This is a genomic window from Bartonella harrusi (assembly GCF_024297065.1).
GTDB classification, from domain to species: Bacteria; Pseudomonadota; Alphaproteobacteria; order Rhizobiales; family Rhizobiaceae; genus Bartonella; species Bartonella harrusi.
This window is the reverse complement of the sequence record NZ_CP101114.1, coordinates 1865644-1882050: the sequence shown is the minus strand read 5'-3', so window position 1 is coordinate 1882050 and position 16407 is coordinate 1865644. Positions and strand designations below refer to the sequence as shown.

Sequence of the window (16407 nt, the reverse complement as noted above, 5' to 3'; positions counted from 1 at the left end):
AGTGCGTTTCTCTTATCTTTTTGATAAATTGATTAAAGTACCATTCCTATAACTGAGCACGCATCAAAAAACAAGTGTTCAAGATACATCATTGCATCAAGTGTTATAGATAACCTCATAAAGTGAGTGAAAGCCTATGAATTTTTTCAATCATTCAGAAAAATCGATAAAATCTTCCACGACGAAACCTTCATTGTCTTCGCTTGCGACTTTTCGTCCTTATTTTTTACGCTATCGTTGGTTGTTTATCTTTGCCTTTCTGGCTTTGACTGTTGCTGCCCTTGTCACATTAGCGTTGCCCGTTGCTATTGGTAAAATGTTTGATCATGGTTTTTCCACTTCAAGTCACGGCCATATCAATTTTTATTTTTTTATTTTATTTGTCTTAGCTTTGCTTCTCGCACTTGCTTCGGCTTGCCGTTATTATTGCGTCATCACCTTGGGAGAACGCATTGTTGCTGATTTACGGCGTGATGTTTTTGTCCATATTATGAAGCTCTCATCAGCTTTTTTTGATAAATCTCATTCTGGTGAACTTGTTTCAAGGCTGCTTACTGATACAACGCAAATAAAGTTAGCCGTTGGCTCCACTGCTTCTACCGCTTTACGCCATCTGATTGTGGTGATTGGGGCAATCGTGATGATGGTTATTACCAATGCTAAATTATCTGCGCTGGTGCTGCTTGCTATTCCCTTTGTTGCTATTCCATTGGTTGTCTTTGGGCGCAGGGTTCGTACACGCACACGCGCAGCACAAGATCGTGTTGCAGATGCCAATGCGTTGGCAACCGAACAGGTAAGCGCTATTCGTACTGTGCAAGCTTTTACCGCTGAAAGGCGCGTTGCGACACATTTTTCACAGTTGATTGAACGTGCCTTTCAGACCGCACGTGCTTCTGTAATTTTGCGTTCCTTTTTTACCGGTTTTGCGATTTTTCTGGTTTTTAGCAGTGTGGTTGCTGTTTTATGGATTGGTTCACGAGATGTCTTGAATGGGACTATGACAGCAGGAGCTTTAGGTCAATTTGTTCTCTATGCCGTTTTTGGAGCGACAACCTTTGCACAATTATCGGAACTTGGTGCCGAACTTATCCAAGCGGCAGGCGCTGCTGAACGGCTTGCTGAATTGTTGCAAGAACAACCGACCATTTCAACACCAACAGTTCCCGTGCCATTGGCTCAACCTGTCCAAGGCGCAATTGTTTTTGATCAGGTTGATTTTAGTTATCCTTCCAGACCAAAAGAGAAGGTTTTGCGTTCTCTTTCTTTTTCTATCAAAGCGGGAGAAACGGTGGCTTTTGTTGGTGCTTCTGGTGCTGGAAAAAGCACGCTTTTTTCTTTAATCCTTCGTTTTTATGATCCAATCAGCGGGAAAATTCGCTTTGATGGTGTGGAGACAAATCGTCTTTCTTTGCAAGATTTACGCGGTGCCATTTCTTATGTTCCCCAAGAGGTTGCTATTTTTGATGGCACATTGCGTGATAATATTGCTTTTGGTACTGAAAACGTCCATGAAGAGCAGATTATTGCTGCGGCGAAAACAGCCAATGCACTTGAGTTTATTGAAGCGTTACCCAATGCTTTTGATACCCAAGTCGGAGAGCGCGGGACAATGCTTTCTGGTGGGCAAAAACAACGTGTTGGTATTGCTCGGGCGATTTTACGAAATGCGCCCCTGTTGCTGCTTGATGAAGCAACTTCAGCCTTAGATGCAAACAGTGAGAAATTGGTACAAGAAGCCTTAGAAGGATTGATGCAAAATCGCACAACCCTAGTCATCGCTCATCGTTTGGCAACAATTTTGAAAGCAGATCGTATCTTGGTGATGGATAAGGGGATGATCGTTGAAGAAGGGACGCATACGCAACTTGTTGCAAAAAACGGTGTCTATGCCTACCTCGCTAAATTACAATTTGCACACGAATAAGTTCTCTCATAAAGGTCCGTCTTTTTCAGAGTGTTATTGACAATTGCACGTCCTTTTTCAGCTTTTTCTGGGGGGCTGTTGTTGGTAAGGAACACATCTCTCAATGATAAAAACGCGCGCGTTTTGCGGATTTTAAGGGTGCACCCACCCTATGAGAGATCATATGACAAAAGAGGACGGCATTGTTAAATACAATTTGTTTTATATTGATTCTTATACAAATCTATAATTTGTATTATTTTTTTATAGATTGTATATCTAGTATTTTAAAATCACAAATAATACATAATGATATTAAGAGGCTGAATTATTTAGAGAATCGTACAATTGTTGTTATGTACAAATATTTTTAAAAGAAGAGAGCATATAATATAATGCGTGGAATTGAACTAGAACGAGTAATAGCCTCAATAACCCCTATAATAATACGCTTAATACCACCTATAGTTGTATCTCTTTTGAAGAAAAGAAAGGGATGTTGGGAGGCAATTACAAGTATCATTTTATTCATTATATTGATGGGAGTGCTTTGGTATTTGGAAGCTTCAAAAAACGTTTTGTTAGGTACGGCAATTCTAGCGTATTTTGTTGTAACTTTAATGTTTATATTAGCAAATTATCAGAAAAAACAATTTAAGCAACGACACGATCGAGAGGTAGCGATATACTGAGAAATCATTGAAAAAAGGAACGAAAAGCTTTTTCAAGAAACGCAAAAAATATTGCAAGAATGGATTAGAAAATGGAATGAGGGAGTAAAACAGTGGGAAAGGAGTATATTCGAGATAAAAAAACTAGGAAAAATATGCAAGTCAGTGGAGATTGTCCTCCATTGGTATGAGATATTTGTGTTCAGGGAAAAAAAGAAGCGTGTTCATTGTACGATACATTTGAAAAAGAACTTACTGATGAGCATTGTAAAAAAGTATGGGACCTTTTAGAGAATTTTTCTTATCATAAGGAATATTATGTAAAAACAGTGCGTTTAATGGAAAATAATGAAATAATTCTGGAAAAGTTTATAGATTCTCGTATTAACAAAGAACGGATTGCACCTACGGTGTTATTACTTCATTGGTGGTTGTATGTGGTTGATGATACGATCATAGATTTGACAAGACAATAAGAAAAAACAAAATCTAAGAGCGTGAATGGAAAGCAGGTAGCTACCGGGAGTTGTCAGAACAACATATTTACAAATAGACAACATGAAGAGATGGAGAAAATATTAAATAACTTAGATTCTCTGTCTTGGGAACATAAAGTGCCATTATATAACAAAAAGGATATCTTGTCATTATTATATGATATTTCCGATACTTATGAGGCGGCAAGAGAAGCTTTCATTCACTATAAGATGCTGATTGATACGGTAAAAGAGGGCTATATTGCTTTTAGCAAAGATTGTTGTCCCTCGATGGTTAAACATAAATTCGATGAGTATAAAAAGTTAGACAAAAACAGGAAAAAAGATTCTCCTGTTTTTATAGGGACTTCAACATTTGAGAAAACTTATAAATTGGGAGTCATAGAGTGGATGAATGTAGCAAATGAGAAATTTGATAATCAGTTGGCTTTTTGGAATAGGCTTATAAAAATAGAAAACGCGAAAAAAAGTTACAAATCATTTGGGGTGAGAAGAAAGTGGAAGCACTGGAAGAGTTTATCGAAAAAGGACAAGAACAGGTTACAAGAGAATTTCAGGAAGCAATTGCTGAAAAAAAGATTTTCGTTACGATCTATCCTGCTTGCATTTCATAAGCTATCTCGAAAACGAAAAATAAAGGTAGGTATGTGACAACCATATGAATGGGTAAATTGATGGAAATTGCCCTTACTCGCGTGTTTTGGTGAAAAATGTTGAGAGTAAAACGTAAGGGGGTAAGATGTGCGTGGGATGGTTTTTTTGATGGTGTTGCAGAAAGATGAGAGAAAGGCAGCGAGCTTGGTAGCTTCAATCATAGCTTTAGCAAAATTGAGGGCTTTTAAATCTGGTGTATTAAACTGTTTGGATTGAAATGGGGGAAATATTACTGTTATGGAAAGTATAGGATAGAGGGCTCGAATAGTTGAAAGATCAATGTTTTTTGTGAGGTGTTTTTTCCTGCTTTATAGGAATGCGTTCATTGCCGGCGATGATATTTTTTTGCGAAATATCGCGTTTCCGCCTGCTTTATTGGTGATAAAATTATCAGTTTTGCGAACCAACAACATTCTTGTTTAGAAAGTGGAGAGTGATGCTCTCAAATCTTGCCTTTAGGGAGACGCTTCTTTTGAGGTTTAAAGACCTTTTTTGAGTGTTTCTTCTAATTTGCTGCGGATGCGTTCATTGCCGGCGATGATATTTTTTTTGCGAAATAGAGTGTTTCCGCCTGCTTTATTGGTGATAAAATTATCAGTTTTGCGAACCAACAACATTCTTGTTTAGAAAGTGGAGAGTGATGCTCTCAAATCTTGCCTTTAGAGAGACGCTTCTTTTGAGGTTTAAAGACCTTTTTTGAGTGTTTCTTCTAATTTGCTGCGGATGCGTTCATTGCCGGCGATGATATTTTTTTTGCGAAATAGAGTGTTTCCGCCTGCTTTATTGGTGATAAAATTATCAGTTTTGCGAACCAACAACATTCTTGTTTAGAAAGTGGAGAGTGATGCTCTCAAATCTTGCCTTTAGAGAGACGCTTCTTTTGAGGTTTAAAGACCTTTTTTGAGTGTTTCTTCTAATTTGCTGCGGATGCGTTCATTGCCGGCGATGATATTTTTTTGCGAAATATCGCGTTTCCGCCTGCTTTATTGGTGATAAAATTATCAGTTTTGCGAACCAACAACATTCTTGTTTAGAAAGTGGAGAGTGATGCTCTCAAATCTTGCCTTTAGGGAGACGCTTCTTTTGAGGTTTAAAGACCTTTTTTGAGTATTTCTTCTAATTTGCTGCGGATGCGTTTATTGCCGGCGATGATATTCTTTTTGCGAAATATCGCGTTTCCGCCTGCTTTATTGGTGATAAAATTATCAGTTTTGCGAACCAACAACATTCTTGTTTAGAAAGTGGAGAGTGATGCTCTCAAATCTTGCCTTTAGGGAAACGCTTCTTTTGAGGTTTAAAGACCTTTTTTGAGTGTTTCTTCTAATTTGCTGCGGATGCGTTCATTGCCGGCGATGATATTCTTTTTGCGAAATATCGCGTCGCCTCCTTCTTTATCGGTGACAAAACCACCAGCTTCGCGTACCATCAGTATTCCAGCGGCCATATCCCAAATTTGTAGATTATCTTCCCAAAATCCATCGGTTCTTCCAGCAGCAACATAAGCCAAATCAAGAGCCGCTGCTCCAAAACGACGAAGGCCCGCAACTTCTGCCATTACATTGCGCAATTCAATAAGATAGGCACCATGATCTGAACGGCCCAAATGAGGCATACCTGTGGCAATAACGCAATCTTCTAATTTTCTACGTGCTGAAACCCGACAGCGCCGGTCATTAAAAAAAGCACCACCACCGCGTTCAGCGGAGAAAAGTTCATCACTCACAGGATTATAAATAACACCAGCAACGATTCTTCCTTGACTTTCTAAAGCAATGGAAACAGCAAAAAAAGGAATGCCATGAAGAAAATTTGTCGTGCCGTCCAAGGGGTCAACAATGAAACGGTGCTGTGAATCTTCACCAATGATTTCTTCAGATTCTTCCATCAGAAACCCAAATGTTGGCCGTGCTTTGCTCAATTCATTAAAAATAATTTTTTCAGCTTTACGATCGGCTTGGCTTACATAATCTGCTGGTCCTTTCAAAGAGACTTGCAAATTTTGTACTTCACCATAATCACGCACCAATGAGCGTCCAGCTTTCATCGCGGCTTGCACCATGACATTCATGATTGCAGAATGGGCCATCTTTTCTTCCTTTATTTATCCTTTTTCATTTGCACGACGCAAATAAATCAGCTCATTGGTATCGACAATGACACGTTCGCCAGCATTAATAAAAGGTGGCACAAGAATACGCATACCATTTTCAAGAACAGCAGGCTTATAAGAGGAGGTGACCGTTTGTCCTTTAATGGCAGGATCAGCCTCTGCAATCGTCACTGTGACTTGATCAGGAAGTGATATGCCGATAGGCTTTTCTTGATAAAGTTCAACAGTGACAGTCATGCCATCTTGTAGAAAAGCGGCACGCTCGCCAACAAAATCTTTTTGTAATTCAAGTTGTTCATAGGATTGGGAATCCATAAAAACCAGAGCCTCACCTTGTTCATAAAGGAAAGTAAAATCCTTTTGTTCCAGTCGCACGCGTTCAACTGTTTCAGCGGCACGAAATCGTTCATTGAGTTTTGTACCATCGATTAAATTTTTCATTTCAACTTGATTAAATGCACCACCTTTTCCTGGTTTTACAGCATTGCATTTAACAGCGACCCATAAGCTGCCTTGATGTTCAATGACATTGCCAGGGCGAATTTCGTTGCCATTAATTTTCATCGTCTCTATCCAATCCTCTTTCTTAGCGCTCTCTATTTTGTTTTTAAAGAAATTCCCCTTGTTGTTTTGACAGTGCGCTCTTTTGTCGTTTTGTAATAAGAGCCCTTTTTGTTCTTGCGATGGGCTCTTTTATGGTCTTTGTTGTGTGCTCTTTCATCCCCCTTGAGGTGAGATTTTCCACGATTTTTCTTCAGAGAAAAGCCTAGATCAGTACCCAAAAGACCTCTTTGTATTCTTACTTTCCAGCTCTTTGCAAGACCATAAAAAGTGCTCAGACGCAAGCCCTTTAAAAATTTGCACAAAGTTTTTTTTGAATTTTGCTCCAAATTTTTAGAGATTTGAGAGAGTTTGCTGATGCTCTTTCATCCCCCTTGAGGTGAGATTTTCCACGATTTTTCTTCAGAGAAAAGCCTAGATCAGTACCCAAAAGACCTCTTTGTATTCTTACTTTCCAGCTCTTTGCAAGATCATAAAAAGTGCTCAGACGCAAGCCCTTTAAAAATTTGCACAAAGTTTTTTTTGAATTTTTGGGGGAATTTATCCCATTGTGTCGTAAAATATCATCATTGGTAGAATGATATAGGTTCTGTGAAATTATGAGGTGTTTTTATGAAAATATGTAATGAATATTTAGGACAGAGTTTGTTATAGTGTCTCATGTGAGAGAGCTTGGTATGTGCTATCGTGTGATGTTAGCTTGCATTTTAATCAGAGATTAACTGTAAAATGGCTCTTTGTTTCAGTGAGGTTAGAAATCTAAATTTTTTAAGCAGCAGGTATTTCTTTGTGCTTGACGCGATTTTATCATGGTGGTGTGGAAGGCTGCTGTTTTGTTAAGGTAGCAGCATAAAAAAGACAAGTGGAATATCTCTAAGATATCGGTCATTTTTTTAACTGTTCTGTGCTCATGAAATTTGAGCCTTTTTCATATTTCTGGATTTGTTGGAAGGTTACACTTAGAATGCTGGCTTCATGTTTTTTTGAGACATTTTTAGCATTTTCATCTAAAACGAATTTTTTTACTTACAAAAAGATCAATATGAAAATTTTTACTTTGCATTTTCTCCCCCACCGGTTGTGGGCGTCCTCTTATGCGTATTCCATGCGCTTGAAAATACTGAAACGTCATTAGCTTTTTTGCTTTTAGTGCTTAAAGCACTTAGACATAGCAAAAACTCTTGGAATTTCTATCAACTTGCTCTCTTTGAAGCAGAGAAGCGTGTTTTAAAAAACAGGAAGAAGCGACAAAGCTTCTTTCTGTGCTTTTTCTAATTGTGCCTTGTCCATTCCTTCAAGCATTATGTCAAGATCAGGTGCTTGCATTTTCGCTTGTTGTGCAAGCATATACCACGCTGCTGCCATTACTATATCGCCTTTCGTGCCTATCCCATCTCGATAAAGCCTAGCAAGGGAGATTTGTGCCGGTGCGACCATATTGTTGGCATTGCTGAGAAGCAATTGAAAAGCGCGTTGAAAATCCGTTTCACCACCACGTCCTTCTATAAGCCATTTGGCTAAAAGAAGTTGCGCTGCGGTATGTTTGTTTTGAGCTGCGGTTTCTATGAGTTTGCGTGCATTACGGTCATCCTTTGGGCGTGTTAAAGTGCCTGAGGAAAGAATTTTTGCCGCAGCAAAAGCAGCCTCAGCATCACCAAGAGCGGCACCTTTTAAAAACCATTTTAGTGCTTGCTCATTTGCTTCATCTTCGCTGCTTTGTGAAGAGACACCAGCGAGAACCTGCTTTTCACGCGAAGCCTTATAAAGGAGCATTTGTCCATAATAATAATAGGATTCCTTTACACCAGCCTCGAGAGATTTTCGAATAAATTGTTCACCAAGCTCTTGATTTTGTGTAATAAAATTACCATCAAATAACATGAGGCCATAGCGCAATTGTGCTTGTGGTTCACCTTGTTTTGCTGCGCGTCCAAACCATAAGGCAGCACGCGCTCCATCAACAGGAATGGCACATCCTTCCATATAAATTCGTGCAAGAAGGGTTTGGGCAAAAGGATCATTTTGTTCCGCACGTCTTAGCGCTTCACGAAAAGCTTTCAAATAATAGCCTTGGATGTAATAGTCATAGGCTTGATCATATTGCCCTGCCTGTAAGGGCTGGAAAGATTGGTCTTTTTTTGAAGGTTCTTGAATGGTATTAAAAGAATGTTCAGGATCTGAGGATTCTCCAGAAATGACAGCAAAGCTTTTCGCAGTGGTTGCAAACCACATCATACTCAAAATGAACAGCGTTGTGCTTTTTTTTATCATGCTTTGCTTTATCATTGGCGTTCTCTCTCCAGCAATGGAAGAAATTTTACATTTTTTTCTTATCATTTCAAGTGTTGGCAAGTGTTGGTAAGGGATTGTTGGGGGTAAAGAGGATATCAGTAATGGCAGTAAATTCATAGGTCGTTTTAATTGTTTCTCAAGAGTTGCAACGCATTTTTGGCTATTTTTATCTTCTTTTGTCTTTGATTGTTGTATAGAAATTTCTAAAGCTTTTCTTCTTTAAGAGGGTTACGACCCTCATGTAAAACAGAACGCTATTGGGTTGCGCATTTACGGGCTTTTTTTTCTTATTATTTTAAGTCTCGTCAAGGGATTGTTGGGGGTAAAGAGGATATCAGCAATGGCAGTAAATTCATAGGTCGTTTTAATCGTTTCTCAAGAGTTGCAACGCATTTTTGGCTATTTTTATCTTCTTTTGTCTTTGATTGTTGTATAGAAATTTCTAAAGCTTTTCTTCTTTAAGAGGGTTACGACCCTCATGTAAAACAGAACGCTATTGGGTTGCGCATTTACGGGCTTTTTTTTCTTATTATTTTAAGTCTCGTCAAGGGATTGTTGTGGGTAAAGAGAATATCAGTAATGGCAGTAAATTCATAGGTCGTTTTAATCGTTTCTCAAGAGTTGCAACGCATTTTTGGCTATTTTTATCTTCTTTTGTCTTTGATTGTTGTATAGAAATTTCTAAAGCTTTTCTTCTTTAAGAGGGTTACGACCCTCATGTAAAACAGAACGCTATTGGGTTGCACATTTACGGGCTTTTTTCTTATTATTTTAAGTCTCGTAAAGGGATTATTGTGGGTAAAAAGGGTATCAGTAATGGCAGTAAATTCATATTAAAGAGACATTTCTTAAAGCCCCAAAGCCCATTAACTCTCTTTTTAGAGTATCGTATGATAAATTATTCCTTTCATGACGGCGCCTGTGAATGGTATAGCGTAAAGGTCATTGAGCACCACCATCTTTACGCTTATGAAGGTACAAGCCAGCACCATCATACACTTTGCTAGCCCCCAATGTTGCGATAGCCCTTGGTATTTAGACGATTCATAACAGGCATTTTTGTTCCTTTCTAAACGTTTTCTATCCACACGTTAATCCCACTTGTGATGTACAGAAACATCGTTTCACTTGATTCAAGATAAGAGGATTTGAGATGAGAGAATCTTACAATATTCGGGGGTCTTCATTCAATAGGCAAAACGATGAATTATCATTATAAAACAATGTATTGTATTTATAGGCACCAGCAAAAAATCAGTTGAGTTGTAAGATTGTTTCCTGCTTGGAAAAATGCTGGGCTTTTCATCTTTTCTGCACATCATTGTCTTCACTAAAGATTGCGTGATTGTGATCATGGAACATTGTGCGGGTGTGGAGGTGGTTTTTTCATGGATATTTTGCTATGGATTTAAAATCTCCTGAAAAGGAGGAAGGGGTGTTGAAAAGGACGGATAGCCGTCGCCACTGAAATGAGATGGATGGCCTTTTATCATTTTTTTAAAGAAGCTTTGTTTAGTTACCAAACTCTTATTTGGGAGTGTTTGGCTGTCCCATTTAGTGTGGTCATTTTTTCTATTGAATGCTTATGGACAGAGAAGGGGGGCTACTATGATTTTAAAAGTAAAAATGCCTGTTATGAATTGCCTTAAGGCAAGAGCTGTTGCAACATTGGGAATTGGTAAATAAAATAATGATGTTGGCTTGTTCTTTTATAAGGATAAAGACGGTGGTGCTTAGTGGATTTACTGTTAAATAATGCGATTTACCGCTAGATAATGTATTCGATGCTACTTAAGTATTTTTCCAATTTTTCATGTATATCCTTTATGAATATTAATTTATAAGAATTTTAAAATATTTAAAATCAATTAATAATGAAATTCACACTCATATAAAAGATTTTAAAATAGATGATATTATTAATAAGGAGTTAAAAAATGACAAATGAAATTGTTCCATTTGATCATGATATCCATACTATAGAACCTGAGACAGAAACTGTATATAATTTAATATATGATAAAGAATTTAATACACTCCCTATTGAAGATATTTCATATGTAAATATGAATAAATATGATGCTTATAATAATAAAGATGAAAGTGCTATTGTCCTTAAAAAATGAGTAGATAATTTTGGAGATAGAGATAATAACAATCAAGTTATATGTAAAATAATGGGTTACGCTGTCTCTAGAATTGAGATACCAAAAGAAACAAATAATAAATCTTATGTAAGTGTTCAAACTGCTTTATACCTTTATTTACACGATAACACACTCGTATTCGTACCAGCATCTACAGCTCTTAAAAAACTATTCGATATCTTTAAAAGATTTGGAACACCTAGTAAAAATAATGGTCTTGTTATTTCCATAATACTAACAAATGAAGGTAATAAATCATATTATCTTTTTGATATATTAGGTAGAGGTAAAACTTACGAAGGTCCACTAACTGAAATCAATAAAGAAAGATTACAAAAATTTTTAGAAAGCTAAAATAAAAGACCCTTATAAGATTAGTACTCACATAAGGGTTTTTTTAAAGAATTGTAATGAAAAATTTTTTCAAAAAAGCGGGACGCTATGAAAAAAAATCTCAAGAAAAATTTATTAGCAAGAATCAATTATGCTAATAAACATCTTAATACTACATTGGGTACTGAATTTATGGAAAAATTCGAGCCTAGTGAACCTGTTACTGTTAAGAATGTTAGAAATATTAGCATAAAATTAAAAAAATGGTAAGCGAAAAAAAGAAAATTTTACAGTAAAATTAGTTAAATTTAATCAATCTGTCCCTAGGCAAGCACATCATTTTAATGCAATTCCTCAAAACGAAAAACAATGAGAAAACTTTAATAAATATTATAAAAAATTAAAAAGATCTCTCGTTTTCAAAAATGATAACATCTTCCCAATTATTACTGAAAAATTTGATAAAGTACAAAATGAAATTGTAAAAGATATGCTAAAAAGGCATTACATAAAAAAGCAGATCTCTCTATAATAAAGAGAAGATGGTGAGATATGACACAATAAAAATAAGCCTGTTAAGAAAAATTTTAGTGGAATAACGCTTTCTTTTAAAAAATTTCTCAAAAAGAAAAAACCACAACATGGGAACAGGTTAATAGGCAAAATGTTAGAAAAAAATATCACATCAATTTTTTAGAGGCTACAAAACGCCTTGCTTTCAATAGCTTTAGAAATTGGTTAATAGAACAGGGGGTTGTTATGGCATATTGTTTATATGTTCATAACTTTGAAATCGGAGATCATGATGCATACGCAACTCCTTATGCACTCGAAGACCCTTCTATAGAATGTCTGGTTATTCTATCATAAAAAGAGCTTCTTTCATGTATTGCAAGCGAATTATACGTTATTGTAAACACAACAAATAGAAAAAATTACGTACCCGAATATAATGAGAAAATAAAACACTTATTAAAGTTTTACGAGAAGAAATGAACGATGCTCCTGAGTATTGTGATTTCTCATAAGATAATCAAAAATAATGATATTAATTTTGAAAATTATTTTCCTTTTGATCAGAGATGAGCTGTAAAATGGCTTTTTGTTTTACAGAATTTAGCACTCTAAAGCTTTTTAAAAGCAGATATTCCTCTTTGCTCGAGATGATCTCATCATGATGGTATGGGGGCTGTTGCTTTGTTAAGAGATCCGCATAAAAAAAGGACAGGGGCACATCGAGCTTCTCAGCAATTTTCTGCAAACGCCCAGCACTTACACGATTGAGACCCGTTTCATATTTTTGAATTTGTTGTGCGCTTAGATTTAAAGATTGCCCCAATTCTTTCTGAGACATTTTCAACATTTTTCTTCTGAAGCGGATTTTTTTACCGATAAAAATGTCGCGAAAAAGGTTCTTGCCTTGCATTTTATTCCCCCACCGGGTGCGAGCGCCCTCGCGTTGGTATTCCGGGAGCTTGAAAACACTGAACTCAAATCAGCATTTTGCTTTTAGTGCTTGATAAGCACCTGGACATAGCAAAATCTCCCGGAATTCCGGGATACCCACAAAGTGGGTTCATCTTTATGTTTGAGTTTCGGGTTTTCAAGTCCCTATTGATCGTTGCGTAGGCGACCAAAATCATATGGTTAAATCATAAAGGAATTTTAGGGGATTTACAATAAAAATGAAAAAGTTTCTGTACTGTAGAATTTTGTCATGAGAGCGGCTTCTTACATGAGAGGCACTGCGCTGCTTCTCAAAGAGAAGATGGTGAGAAAAGCAGTGGCATTTTTGCGTGTTGATCTTGTTTGTTTAATATTTTCTTCTGAAGCGGATTTTTTTGCCAATAAAAATGCTTTTAAGAAGGTTTTTTTGGTTTGTATTTCACTCCCTCCCACCGAGTGCGAGCGCCCTCGCGTTGGTATTCCGGGAGCTTGAAAATACTGAGCTTAATCAGCCTTTTTGCTTTTAGTGCTTGACAGCACCTGGACAGAGCAAAATCTCCCGGAATTCTAAAATACCTATAAAGCAGGGTAAATTTATCCTATCGGGGCTTTAAGGGCTATATTAGTCGTTACGTAAGCGACCAAAACGCTTTTTAAGTAATAAAGCTCTTTAAAGAAATGAGCAATTTGAAACTGCACCAACATGCCTCATGTTTTCCGTTAACAACATTGTTTTTGATACTCTTTTAGAGAATAGAGCAATGTCTTCAATGTTATGGATTGTAACGTTATAACGTTAAAAACTTTATTTTTGATCAGAGAGGAGCTGTAAAATTGCTTTCTGTTTTACAGAGTTCAGCACTCGAAAGCTTTTTAAAAGCAGATATTCCTCTTTGCTCGAGATGATCTCATCATGATGGTATGGGGGCTCTTGCTTTGTTAAGAGATCCGCATAAAAAAAGGACAGGGGCACATTGAGTTTCTCAGCAATTTCCTGCAAACGCCCAGCGCTTACACGATTGAGACCCGTTTCATATTTTTGAATTTGTTGTGCGCTTAGATTTAAAGATTGTCCCAATTCTTTTTGAGACATTTTCAACATTTTTCTTCTGAAGCGGATTTTTTTGCCGATAAAAATGTCGTTGAGAAGGTCTTTGCCTTGCATTTCATTCCCCCACCGGGTGCGAGCGCCCTCGCGTTGGTATTCCGGGAGCTTGAAAACACTGAATCCGAGTCAGCCTTTTTGCTTTTAGTGCTTGACAGCACCTGGACATAGCAAAAACTCCCGGAATCCCGGGATTACCCATGGTAATGGGTTTATTTTTGTGCTCGGATTTTAGGGTTTTCAAGGCCCTATTGATCGTTGCGTATTCGATCAAAACTACCTTTTTAGTCATAAAGGAATTTTAGGGGATTTACAATAAAAATGAAAAAGTTTCTGTAATGTAGAATTTTGTCATGAGAGCGGCTTCTTACATGAGAGGCACTGCGCTGTTTATCCAATCGAAGATGGTGAGAAAAGCAGTGGTCCTTTTGCGTGTTGATCTTGTTTGTTTAATATTTTTCTCTGAAGCAATTTTTTGCCGATAAAAATGTCGTTAAGAAGGTCTTTGCCTTGCATTTCATTTCTCAAACCATGGTGCGAGCGCCCTCGCATTGGTATTCCGGGAGTACAAAAGACTGAATTCTAGTCAGCATTTTTGCTTTTAGTGCTAAAAGCACCTGGACAGAACAAAATCTCCCGGAATTTTGAGATAGCTGCAAAGCAGGGCAAATTTATTTATCGAGGTTTTGGGGGCTTTACGAGCCCCATTGGTTGTTGTGTAGGTGTCCAAAACACCCTTTTTATCATAAAGCCATTTTAAGGAATAAAGTCATTTGAGCCGTGACCAATAAAACGCAAACAGCTTGGCTCAAAAAGAAGAGCTTTTTGAGGTGCAAATCTCTCTTTTTGAGAGACAGTTTTTAAGTTTTGCCGTCTCAAATAAATAAAACTTGCACCTCGAAGAGCGGATTTATTTATTATCATACATACGGATATGATCACAGAGCTCTCCATTCCACACATACTGAAAAATAGAAACTATACGTCCATTCTCTTTTGGTGTTAGCATGTAAGTTAAAGTTACACCCATGTTTTGCTGTTGTTTGGGTTGATCTGTAGAGATCACATGATATCCCTTTCGCCGTAATAGATCGACAAATACGGGGGTAAAGTTATCTGCTGGATTGTTTTTCTTTATAATAAGCGTTGTTGTTGCTGCTGGTAAACGATTTTTGATCTCTTGATAAAAATCGTTAGCGATAAATTTCACAGCACTCGGCTTAATACCTTGACCAACATAACTGGATGAAATTCCGTTAACAGACGCACAACCCGCTGCCAACACAAGCGGTGGCAACACTAAATATTTGAACATTTTGATTTCCCCTTATTATTACTTCCTCTTCAGAAGTCTTCTAAATTGGGAAGCTTCTATAAATTAAGAACATTTTACTATTTACCACGCTGTAACAAAATATCAATTTCTAATCAAGCGGGAATAAATCAATCTTTCATGCGTTTTTTTAACAATCATCTTCAAGAGCAATGAAAGCTTATGTTTAATAGACAAATTCTTTCAAACGTCCCGCATTTAGATGATTTAATCCTGTTGCATATTCTTGAATTTGTTGCGTGCTTACATTTGAGTAGCACTCTCATTTTTGCGGTTTACTTCAAAGTGAAAATGATGAGAAAATGATTGTCATTTTGCGTATTGATCTTGTTTGTTTAATATTTTCTCCTGAAGTGATTTTTTTGCCGATAAAAATGTCGTTGAGAAGGTCTTTGCCTTGCATTTCATTCCCCCACCGGGTGCGAGCGCCCTCGCATTAGTATTCCGGGAGTTGAAAGAACTGACCTCGATCAGCATTTTGCTTTTAGTGCTAAAAGCACTTGGACAGAGCAAAATCTCCCGGAATTCTAAAATACCTATAAAGCAGGGTAAATTTATCCTATCGGGGCTTTAAGGGCTATATTAGTCGTTACGTAAGCGACCAAAACGCTTTTTAAGTAATAAAGCTCTTTAAAGAAATGAGCAATTTGAAACTGCACCAACATGCCTCATGTTTTCCGTTAACAACATTGTTTTTGATACTCTTTTAGAGAATAGAGCAATGTCTTCAATGTTATGGATTGTAACGTTATAACGTTAAAAACTTTATTTTTGATCAGAGAGGAGCTGTAAAATTGCTTTCTGTTTTACAGAGTTCAGCACTCGAAAGCTTTTTAAAAGCAGATATTCCTCTTTGCTCGAGATGATCTCATCATGATGGTATGGGGGCTCTTGCTTTGTTAAGAGATCCGCATAAAAAAAGGACAGGGGCACATCGCGTTTTTCAGCAATTTCCTGCAAACGCCCAGCGCTTACACGATTGAGACCCGTTTCATATTTTTGAATTTGTTGTGCGCTTAACCTCAAAGATTGCCCCAATTCTTTTTGAGACATTTTTAACATTTTTCTTCTGAAGCGGATTTTTTTGCCGATAAACATGTCGCGAAAAAGGTCTTTGCCTTGCATTTCATTCCCCCACCGGGTGCGAGCGCCCTCGCATTGGTATTCCGGGAGCTTGAAAACACTGAATCCGAGTCAGCCTTTTTGCTTTTAGTGCTTGACAGCACCTGGACATAGCAAAAACTCCCGGAATCCCGGGATTACCCATGGTAATGGGTTTATTTTTGTGCTCGGATTTTAGGGTTTTCAAGGCCCTATTGATCGTTGCGTAGACGACCAAAACTACCTTTTTA

General features: G+C 37.3%; 14 protein-coding genes and 4 pseudogenes. 6 read left to right on the top strand and 12 right to left on the bottom strand.

What is annotated here, in order from left to right:
• The first annotated feature begins 136 nt into the window (after nucleotides 1–136).
• The 3 genes from NMK50_RS08905 to NMK50_RS08895 all read left to right on the top strand — a co-directional run bounded on the left by NMK50_RS08905 (nucleotide 137) and on the right by NMK50_RS08895 (nucleotide 3725).
• A complete protein-coding gene (locus tag NMK50_RS08905) occupies nucleotides 137–1927 on the top strand; it encodes an ABC transporter transmembrane domain-containing protein (protein ID WP_254770158.1) in 1791 nt (596 codons plus the stop codon).
• An 877-nt stretch (nucleotides 1928–2804) separates the two neighbouring features.
• Entirely contained in the window at nucleotides 2805–3053 is a 249-nt protein-coding gene (locus NMK50_RS08900) for a hypothetical protein (RefSeq protein ID WP_254770157.1), read from the top strand.
• A gap of 21 nt (nucleotides 3054–3074) precedes the next feature.
• On the top strand, nucleotides 3075–3725 hold the full coding sequence (locus tag NMK50_RS08895; RefSeq protein ID WP_254770156.1) for a hypothetical protein: 651 nt from the start codon (nucleotides 3075–3077) through the stop codon (nucleotides 3723–3725).
• Nucleotides 3726–4207: 482 nt separating this feature from the next.
• Here the strand turns inward: NMK50_RS08895 and NMK50_RS10465 are convergent.
• The 8 genes and pseudogenes from NMK50_RS10465 to NMK50_RS08870 form a co-directional block, all read right to left on the bottom strand.
• Nucleotides 4208–4318: pseudogene (locus NMK50_RS10465) on the bottom strand (inositol monophosphatase); the annotation flags it as partial.
• Nucleotides 4319–4411: 93 nt separating this feature from the next.
• Nucleotides 4412–4522: pseudogene (locus NMK50_RS10460) on the bottom strand (inositol monophosphatase); the annotation flags it as partial.
• A 296-nt stretch (nucleotides 4523–4818) separates the two neighbouring features.
• Nucleotides 4819–4950, bottom strand: coding sequence for a hypothetical protein (locus tag NMK50_RS10455; RefSeq protein WP_256481403.1), 132 nt, complete (start codon nucleotides 4948–4950; stop codon nucleotides 4819–4821).
• A 72-nt stretch (nucleotides 4951–5022) separates the two neighbouring features.
• Nucleotides 5023–5814: an inositol monophosphatase family protein gene (locus NMK50_RS08890; protein WP_254770155.1), complete on the bottom strand. Its 792-nt coding sequence runs from the start codon at nucleotides 5812–5814 to the stop codon at nucleotides 5023–5025.
• A 15-nt stretch (nucleotides 5815–5829) separates the two neighbouring features.
• A complete protein-coding gene (gene efp, locus NMK50_RS08885) occupies nucleotides 5830–6402 on the bottom strand; it encodes an elongation factor P (protein WP_254770154.1) in 573 nt (190 codons plus the stop codon).
• A 704-nt stretch (nucleotides 6403–7106) separates the two neighbouring features.
• Nucleotides 7107–7462, bottom strand: a pseudogene (locus NMK50_RS08880) (helix-turn-helix domain-containing protein).
• 164 nt (nucleotides 7463–7626) lie between these two features.
• Nucleotides 7627–8670 carry a tetratricopeptide repeat protein gene (locus NMK50_RS08875; protein WP_254770153.1) on the bottom strand — a complete coding sequence of 348 codons (1044 nt, stop codon included), beginning with the start codon at nucleotides 8668–8670 and terminating at the stop codon, nucleotides 7627–7629.
• An 899-nt stretch (nucleotides 8671–9569) separates the two neighbouring features.
• Complete coding sequence (locus NMK50_RS08870; RefSeq protein ID WP_254770152.1) at nucleotides 9570–9779, bottom strand: hypothetical protein; 210 nt, start codon at nucleotides 9777–9779, stop codon at nucleotides 9570–9572.
• 849 nt (nucleotides 9780–10628) lie between these two features.
• Between NMK50_RS08870 and NMK50_RS08865 the strand changes: the two genes are divergently transcribed.
• The gene (locus NMK50_RS08865) at nucleotides 10629–10817 is read left to right on the top strand and encodes a hypothetical protein (protein WP_254770151.1); all 189 of its coding nucleotides are present in this window, start codon (nucleotides 10629–10631) and stop codon (nucleotides 10815–10817) included.
• Between the two features lie 51 nt (nucleotides 10818–10868).
• Nucleotides 10869–11192 carry a hypothetical protein gene (locus NMK50_RS08860; RefSeq protein ID WP_254770150.1) on the top strand — a complete coding sequence of 108 codons (324 nt, stop codon included), beginning with the start codon at nucleotides 10869–10871 and terminating at the stop codon, nucleotides 11190–11192.
• A 1027-nt stretch (nucleotides 11193–12219) separates the two neighbouring features.
• Here NMK50_RS08860 and NMK50_RS08855 read toward each other — a convergent pair.
• Nucleotides 12220–12597, bottom strand: a complete 378-nt coding sequence (locus NMK50_RS08855) for a helix-turn-helix domain-containing protein (RefSeq protein ID WP_254770149.1) — start codon at nucleotides 12595–12597, stop codon at nucleotides 12220–12222.
• 309 nt (nucleotides 12598–12906) lie between these two features.
• Here NMK50_RS08855 and NMK50_RS08850 point away from each other — a divergent pair, with 309 nt between their 5' ends.
• Nucleotides 12907–13110: a hypothetical protein gene (locus tag NMK50_RS08850; protein ID WP_254770148.1), complete on the top strand. Its 204-nt coding sequence runs from the start codon at nucleotides 12907–12909 to the stop codon at nucleotides 13108–13110.
• Between the two features lie 312 nt (nucleotides 13111–13422).
• Here NMK50_RS08850 and NMK50_RS08845 read toward each other — a convergent pair whose 3' ends face one another.
• From NMK50_RS08845 to NMK50_RS08835, 3 genes and pseudogenes are all read right to left on the bottom strand, one after another.
• Nucleotides 13423–13782 carry a helix-turn-helix domain-containing protein gene (locus NMK50_RS08845; protein ID WP_254770147.1) on the bottom strand — a complete coding sequence of 120 codons (360 nt, stop codon included), beginning with the start codon at nucleotides 13780–13782 and terminating at the stop codon, nucleotides 13423–13425.
• An 850-nt stretch (nucleotides 13783–14632) separates the two neighbouring features.
• Nucleotides 14633–15037 (bottom strand): conjugal transfer lipoprotein TrbH, encoded by a 405-nt coding sequence (locus NMK50_RS08840; RefSeq protein WP_254770146.1) that lies wholly within the window; start codon nucleotides 15035–15037, stop codon nucleotides 14633–14635.
• Nucleotides 15038–15820: 783 nt separating this feature from the next.
• Nucleotides 15821–16214: pseudogene (locus tag NMK50_RS08835) on the bottom strand (helix-turn-helix domain-containing protein).
• Nucleotides 16215–16407 lie beyond the last annotated feature (193 nt).

What these genes read in the sequence shown, in the direction of transcription:
- NMK50_RS08905 (WP_254770158.1), top strand. Translation starts at nt 137, where the DNA reads ATGAATTTTTTCAATCATTCAGAAAAATCGATAAAATCTTCCACGACG.
- NMK50_RS08845 (WP_254770147.1), bottom strand. Translation starts at nt 13,782, where the DNA reads ATGCAAGGCAAAGACCTTCTCAACGACATTTTTATCGGCAAAAAAATC.
- NMK50_RS08850 (WP_254770148.1), top strand. Translation starts at nt 12,907, where the DNA reads ATGAGAGGCACTGCGCTGCTTCTCAAAGAGAAGATGGTGAGAAAAGCA.
- NMK50_RS08890 (WP_254770155.1), bottom strand. Translation starts at nt 5,814, where the DNA reads ATGGCCCATTCTGCAATCATGAATGTCATGGTGCAAGCCGCGATGAAA.
- NMK50_RS08840 (WP_254770146.1), bottom strand. Translation starts at nt 15,037, where the DNA reads ATGTTCAAATATTTAGTGTTGCCACCGCTTGTGTTGGCAGCGGGTTGT.
- NMK50_RS08860 (WP_254770150.1), top strand. Translation starts at nt 10,869, where the DNA reads ATGGGTTACGCTGTCTCTAGAATTGAGATACCAAAAGAAACAAATAAT.
- NMK50_RS08875 (WP_254770153.1), bottom strand. Translation starts at nt 8,670, where the DNA reads ATGATAAAAAAAAGCACAACGCTGTTCATTTTGAGTATGATGTGGTTT.
- NMK50_RS08865 (WP_254770151.1), top strand. Translation starts at nt 10,629, where the DNA reads ATGACAAATGAAATTGTTCCATTTGATCATGATATCCATACTATAGAA.
- efp (WP_254770154.1), bottom strand. Translation starts at nt 6,402, where the DNA reads ATGAAAATTAATGGCAACGAAATTCGCCCTGGCAATGTCATTGAACAT.
- NMK50_RS08855 (WP_254770149.1), bottom strand. Translation starts at nt 12,597, where the DNA reads ATGCAAGGCAAGAACCTTTTTCGCGACATTTTTATCGGTAAAAAAATC.